Raw genomic sequence first — 3,289 nt, 5'->3', positions numbered from 1 at the left:
AACCGACAGGCTACGCCGCCTTCATCCTATTTCCACACCTAAAGATGGTACCTCTGTCATGCCTATGTTCTGGCCTCTGGATCAGTCGGATGTGGATGAGTTGCTGTTGTCAATGGCCAGATCAAGAAGCTTTTCAGAGCACTATAGGCTTGCACGTGAGGATTGGGACAAAACGAAAAATGCCTGGAAGTCTCTCCGCTTGGTCTGTCTTCCACCTACACAGCAATCCTACGTTGTCTGTTTCTTTGTTTCCGGTGACGCCTCTGACCGGGATTCTAGTCATGAGCTAAAAGACCCAACCGCTGTCTGTCATATCTACCTCCCAACACCTGTCGACACCATTCACGATGAGAAAGGTACCACTCAACCGTCTTTCGCAATCCCACCTCAAATGTATGCCCTGGAGACCATCTCAATTCGGACCTAATCTTGCCCGGGTCGATCGCGTAGCGTTGGTCGTGACCAGGGCGGTCCTCAACGAACTGTCTCAGGTCGGTGTACTTGGTGAGATTCTTCTCAACGAGACAAGTGTTCTGATTAGCTGGCATTAGCTCTTGGAGTATGTCACATATTCCTTCTACAACCTCCCGATTAGTCCTCTCCTCCTCGCCTCCGATGTTATAACTTTCCCCTGCTCTTCCGTTGCGAAGGACCTGCAATATGGCCTGACAATGGTCCTTCACATACAGCCAGTCTCGTACTTGGAGCCCATCTCCGTAAATTCGCAACGGTTTTCCATCAAGTGCATTCAAAATTGTAAGAGGAATCAATTTTTCCGGAAATTGATAAGGACCATAGTTGTTCGAACAGTTTGTAATCAGAGTTGGAACTCTGTACGTGTGCCAATAGGCCCGGACAAAATGGTCAGCAGCCCCTTTTGACGCAGCATATGGTGAATTGGGAGCATAAGGAGAGGACTCGCTAAATTTTCCCTCTGGCCCGAGCGAACCAAACACCTCATCCGTTGAAACGTGCAAAAAGCGGAAGTCTCTCCTCACATGTTCATCGGCCCGCACGAGGAATCGACGCGCTGCTTCAAGAAGTACATATGTACCGAATGTATTGGTTTTGAGGAACGGCTCCGGATTATCAATGGACCGATCGACGTGTGACTCTGCAGCACAATTCACGATCCATGTCGGCTTATACTTATGGAAAATGCTCTGCATGGCCTGTTCATCAGTGATGTCATCTTTAAAGACGATCACACGTCCATCATTTTCGAGATCGACTAACGTGGCAGGATGGCCTGCATACGTCAGCTTATCCACAATCACAACATGAACATTTGTTTCTTCAAGTATTAACCTGACAAAGTTGCTTCCGATAAACCCTGCTGCACCGGTTACGACCACAGTAATCATGGAATTACCCTCATCATTGCCTACACGGCATGCACGCCGTGCTCCCCGGCCTTATATTTAGGGAGCCAACTCAAGATATGCTGCAGCTGAATGGCATTGGCGTCCTTCTGCGACAGAAGTGGGTTTGAGACCGGCCATTGGATGGCTATATTCGGATCATTCCAGGGTATGGTGATCTCATCGCCCGGCAAATAATAATTTGTGCACTTGTACAAAACGTCCGCTCGATCGCTGGTGACACAAAAACCATGTGCAAACCCAGGAGGAATGTACAGTTGTCTAAAATTCTCGCTGGTAAGCTCAACACCCACCCATTGACCAAAGGATGGAGACCCCACACGCATATCCACTGCCACGTCGAAAATGGATCCTTCGAGGACATATACTAGCTTGCCCTGCGGCTGCGACAGTTGCAGATGCAACCCTCGCAACGTTCCCTTTACAGACCGACTGTGATTATCCTGAACGAATTCATGGGGAAGAGCATGTTCCGAGTAGGTCTTGGACTGATACCTCTCCACAAAAAACCCTCTCGGATCGCGATGGACCACCGGATCAACAATGAGCACACCAGGTAACTTAGTCGTCTGTACCTTCACCGTATAATCCTTCTTGTTGAAGCAGCCGGAGCAAACATGCGCCATATTCGCTCTTTCTTATTGGTGCCATTTGCCTTATCAAATCGTCGCCCGTGATATAGCCCATGCGATACGCGATTTCTTCCGGGCAGGATACAAGAACCCCTTGTCGTTCTTGCAAAGTCTGAACGAAACTGGAGGCTTGCTGAAGAGACGCATGCGTGCCCGTATCAAGCCAGGCAACTCCTCGGCCAAGTTTTTGGACCCGTAGATTCCCCTGAGCCAAGTATGCGCAATTAACATCCGTGATCTCTAGTTCGCCTCGCTGTGAGGGCTTCAATTTACCTGCGATATCTATCACCTCATTATCGTAAAAGTAGAGTCCTATTACGGCATAATTAGATCGCGGTGTTACAGGCTTTTCCTCCAGAGTCAGCGCTTGTCCACTCCTATCAAATTCGACGACGCCATAGCGTTCAGGATCCCGCACGTGATAGGCGAAGATGGTTGCACCTGTTTCATACCCTGCGGCATCGAGAAGAGCCTCGGGCAATCCGTGGCCATAGAAAATATTGTCCCCTAAAACTAAGGCTACGGAGTCCCGTCCAATAAAATCTTCACCGATGATGAAGGCCTGCGCCAAACCTTCTGGTCGTGGCTGTACTGCATAATGAATCGACAGACCAAGCTGAGCACCATCGCCAAGGAGCCGAACAAAGGCTTCCTGATCTTGAGGAGTTGTGATGACAAGGATTTCACGGATTCCAGCGAGCATTAAGGTAGAGAGAGGATAGTAAATCATAGGCTTGTCGTACACCGGCATGAGTTGTTTACTGATTCCCGCCGTAAGCGGGTAGAGACGAGAGCCTGAGCCGCCAGCCAAAATAATTCCTTTTCTCATGCTTTTCCTCATCCACAATTTTGGTGTAAATCTGGCAGTACATTGAATGTTTGATTTTTATTTCTGTCCCTCTTTGTCACATTACATGCATAAGTCGCCAAGGATGAGTGGTTTCCCTACACACTTACCACTTAGTTACCTCTCGAACGCCATCAGTAACCCTCGTAATTTGAATGGAATTAATGTAGGAAGATTCTTGAAGGGAAAATAGAAGTCCAGGCATACAGGCATAAGATGATATCGCCAGCCGAACTGCTGGATCTGTACTCGCGTGCTGTCATCGAACTTAGCGATGGGCCCGCGCTTGACAGGCGACCTACCCGTGCAAGCTCTCCATGTGGCGTTCACGACTCGATAGCCCACAGCGGGACTGACCCCGGTTGTCAAGAGTGCGCAATGTTGCCGTAAATATCCGACAGTCCATAGTAGCCTATGGACATGCAGAC

Annotated in this window: 3 protein-coding genes; all 3 read right to left on the bottom strand. The window is 49.0% G+C overall.

The features are described 5' to 3' along the window. Positions 1-275: 275 nt before the first annotated feature. Genes rfbB through rfbA form a run of 3 tightly spaced genes read right to left on the bottom strand, consistent with a single transcriptional unit; the run spans position 276 to position 2,843 of the window. Entirely contained in the window at positions 276-1,364 is a 1,089-nt protein-coding gene (gene rfbB / locus ACMTNU_RS20335; RefSeq protein ID WP_413937119.1) for a dTDP-glucose 4,6-dehydratase, read from the bottom strand. A gap of 20 nt (positions 1,365-1,384) precedes the next feature. Beyond that, the gene (gene rfbC / locus ACMTNU_RS20330; RefSeq protein WP_413937118.1) at positions 1,385-1,963 is read right to left on the bottom strand and encodes a dTDP-4-dehydrorhamnose 3,5-epimerase; all 579 of its coding nucleotides are present in this window, start codon (positions 1,961-1,963) and stop codon (positions 1,385-1,387) included. Beyond that, the gene (rfbA, locus tag ACMTNU_RS20325; protein WP_413937117.1) at positions 1,944-2,843 is read right to left on the bottom strand and encodes a glucose-1-phosphate thymidylyltransferase RfbA; all 900 of its coding nucleotides are present in this window, start codon (positions 2,841-2,843) and stop codon (positions 1,944-1,946) included. The genes rfbC and rfbA overlap by 20 nt, the downstream gene beginning before the upstream one ends. Positions 2,844-3,289: the final 446 nt, after the last annotated feature.

The organism is Nitrospira sp. BLG_1 (assembly GCF_047338595.1).
GTDB lineage: Bacteria > Nitrospirota > Nitrospiria > Nitrospirales > Nitrospiraceae > Nitrospira_D.
This window is presented reverse-complemented; position numbering and strand designations above follow the sequence as displayed.

Coding starts and splice junctions, on each gene's coding strand:
- rfbB (WP_413937119.1), bottom strand. CDS start 1,364: ATGATTACTGTGGTCGTAACCGGTGCAGCAGGGTTTATCGGAAGCAAC.
- rfbA (WP_413937117.1), bottom strand. CDS start 2,843: ATGAGAAAAGGAATTATTTTGGCTGGCGGCTCAGGCTCTCGTCTCTAC.